Raw genomic sequence first — 2985 nt, 5'->3', positions numbered from 1 at the left:
CGCCGGGCTCGAGCCGGTCGCGCCGCGCCGGACCGGACCGGACGACGCCCTCACGGTCGAGCGGCTCCGCGTGGTGCGGGGCGGACGCGTCGTCCTGGGTGGGGTCGACCTCACGATCGAAAGCGGCTCCGTCACGGCGCTCATGGGGCGCAACGGCGCGGGCAAGTCCACCCTCCTTGGCGCCGTCGCCGCCCAGCTGCCGATCGCCGGCGGCACCGTGCGGATCGGCGGCCGTCGCCTCGACCCGCGCGCGCTCAAGGCCCACGACCGGGTCAGCGTCGTCGGGCTCGTGCCGCAGCAGCCGGAGCTGCTGCTCTACACCGACACCGTCGCCGACGAGTGCCGGAGCGCCGACCGCGACTTCGAAGTGCCGGCCGGGACAACGGCTGGGCTGCTCGATGCGATCGCCGGGCCCATCGACCCGGGTCAGCATCCCCGGGACCTCTCCGAGGGACAACGCCTCGAGCTCGCCCTCGCCGTCATCCTCGCCGGTGGGCCAGAGGTCCTCCTGCTCGACGAACCGACCCGGGGACTCGACTACGGGGCGAAGCGTCGGCTCGCGGCGGTCCTGACCCGACTGGTCGAGGCGGGCACCACCATCGCGCTCGCGACGCACGACGTCGAGATGGTCGCCGAGTGCGCGGACCGCGTCGTCATCCTCGCCGACGGTGAGATCGTCGCGGACGGGCCGGTGCGCGAGGTGCTCGCGGCCTCCCCCGCGTTCGCTCCGCAGGTGACCAAGGTGCTCCTGCCCCAGGCCTGGCTGACCGTCGCCGACGTCGCGGCCGCCCTCGGCAGGTCGGCATGACGCGCGCGTCGTCGCCCTCGGTCCTCGCGCTCCGCTGGCCGAGCAAGGTCGCAATCGCCCTCGTCGGGCTCGTCGGGGTGGTCGGGTTCACGTGGCCGTTCCTCGCCACGGCCCAGTTCGTCACCTCGCACGGCAACGACACGCCTTGGCTGTTCGCGGCGCTGCTCGGCCTGCTCTGCCTCGTCTGCCTCGCGGAGGTCAGCTCCGGGCGGCTCGACCCGAAGACGATCGCCGTCCTCGGGGTCGCCGCGGCCGCAGGCGGCGGGATGCGGGTGCTCAGTGCCGGCACCGCCGGGCTGGAGCCCCTCTTCTTCGTGGTCATCGTGGCGGGGCGGGTCCTCGGGCCGGGAGTCGGCTTCGTCTCCGGCTCGCTCGCGCTGCTGACCGGTGCCCTGCTGACGGGAGGCGTCGGCCCGTGGCTGCCCTACCAGATGCTCTGCGCGGGGGGCGTCGGCCTCGGTGCCGCACTTCTGCCGGTGCGACCCGGGACGCGTCCTGAGCGCTGGATGCTCGCCGGCTACGCGCTCGTCACCGGGCTGCTGTTCGGCCTTGTCATGAACCTGTGGTTCTGGCCCTTCCTCGGCGCCGGAGCCGCCTCGGGCATGAGCTTCGTGCCCGGCGCCTCGGTTGTCGAGAACCTGCACCACTACGGCGTCTTCTACCTGGCCACCTCGCTCGGTTGGGACCTGCCTCGTGGCGTGCTCAACGCCGTGCTCGTCCTCCTGGCTGGCCCCGCGCTGCTGCGCGTCTTCCGGCGCGCGGCCCGGCGCGCGGCCTTCGGGGCCAAGGCGTCGTTCAGCGCCCAGGAGCCCCAGGTCGCGATAGACCGGTCGGGCGGTGCCCGGTGACCACGACGCTCGTCACCGGCCCGGTGCGTAGCGGCAAGAGCCGGCACGCCGAGAGCCTGCTGAGCCTGCACTCCTCAGTCGTCTACCTGGCCACCGGGCCGCTGCCCGGCCCCGACCCGGAGTGGACGTCGCGGGTCCTCCAGCACCGGTCGCGACGCCCGGCCGGGTGGACCACGGTCGAGTCACCCGACGTCGCAAGGGTGATCGGCGGTGCCGACACGCCCGTCCTGGTCGACTGCCTCGGCACCTGGCTGACCGGTCTGGTCGACGGCACGGGCTGGGACGACCTCGAGCGCGCGCGGTCCGTCGTGGCGAGCGCCGGGGCGGACCTGCTGGCAGCCCTGTCCGGCGCTGCCGCGCCCGTCGTCGTCGTCACGAACGAGGTGGGCTGGGGCGTCGTACCGACCTCCGCGTCCGGGCGGTTCTTCCAGGACGAGCTCGGCCGGCTCAACGCCGCCGTCAGCGCGGTGGCCGACGTGGTGCACCTCGTCGTCGCGGGGCGTGTCGTCGACCTCACGAGCGCCCCAGTGGTGCCGAAGGATCCGCCGTCGAGGACGCTGCGTGCCTGACGCCTGGCGCCTCTGCATGGGCACCTTCCTCGCGGTGCCCGTCCGGCCGCCGCGGCGGGTGGACCGACGGACGGCCGGCTGGGCCATGGTGCTGGCCCCCGCCACGACCGTGCCCGCCCTCCTCGTCTGGGCCGCACTCGTGGCCGTCGTGGTGCACGAACGGCTTCCTCCGTCCGTCGCCGCCGCGCTCGCGGTCGCCACACCGGTCCTGCTCTCGCGGGCGATGCATCTCGACGGGCTGGCCGACACCGCGGACGGCCTGTCGGCGGGCTATGACCGGGAGCGGTCCCTGGAGGTGATGCGCCGCAGCGACGTCGGCCCCTCCGGGGCCGCCGCGCTCGTCCTTGTCCTGCTCGTCGACGTCGCCTGCCTCGCCGCCCTCCTCCGGACGGTCCCCGGAGCGGTCCTGGCCGGCACGGCGCTCGTGGCCAGTCGCCTGGCGCCGGCGCTCGCGTCCTGCGGCCGCCCGGCGGCGCGGCCCGGTGGTCTGGGGCGCAGCGTGGCGGGCTCGGTCGGTCCGGCCGGGCTCGTCGTGACGGTCGTGGTCGTCATGCTTCTTGGTGCCGTCGCAGCGTGGCTCGGTCACCTGCCGTCGTATGCCGCTGTGCTCGTCCCGCTCGCCGCCCTCCTCGGCGCGGAGGCCGTCACACGGCGGGCGACCAGGCGTCTCGGCGGCGTGACCGGAGACGTGGTCGGCGCGGCGATCGAGGCCGCGCTGGCGGCGGCCCTCGTCACGGCGACCCTGCTCGCGACCGGCTGA

The 2985-nt window shown here is 74.9% G+C and carries 4 protein-coding genes; all 4 read left to right on the top strand.

All coding sequences use genetic code 11. The features are described from left to right. Positions 1-808 (top strand): ATP-binding cassette domain-containing protein (locus tag N864_RS20830; protein ID WP_155893043.1); only part of this gene is annotated, 808 nt, incomplete at its 5' end. After that, complete coding sequence (locus tag N864_RS20825) at positions 805-1656, top strand: ECF transporter S component (protein WP_034721896.1); 852 nt, start codon at positions 805-807, stop codon at positions 1654-1656. The genes N864_RS20830 and N864_RS20825, both read left to right, overlap by 4 nt. Continuing rightward, entirely contained in the window at positions 1653-2225 is a 573-nt protein-coding gene (locus tag N864_RS20820; RefSeq protein WP_034721893.1) for a bifunctional adenosylcobinamide kinase/adenosylcobinamide-phosphate guanylyltransferase, read from the top strand. Before N864_RS20825 ends, N864_RS20820 begins: the two co-directional genes overlap by 4 nt. Beyond that, positions 2218-2985: an adenosylcobinamide-GDP ribazoletransferase gene (locus tag N864_RS20815; RefSeq protein ID WP_034721891.1), complete on the top strand. Its 768-nt coding sequence runs from the start codon at positions 2218-2220 to the stop codon at positions 2983-2985. Before N864_RS20820 ends, N864_RS20815 begins: the two co-directional genes overlap by 8 nt.

This window comes from Intrasporangium chromatireducens Q5-1 (genome assembly GCF_000576575.1).
Classification (GTDB): Bacteria; Actinomycetota; Actinomycetes; order Actinomycetales; family Dermatophilaceae; genus Intrasporangium_A; species Intrasporangium_A chromatireducens.
This window is presented reverse-complemented; position numbering and strand designations above follow the sequence as displayed.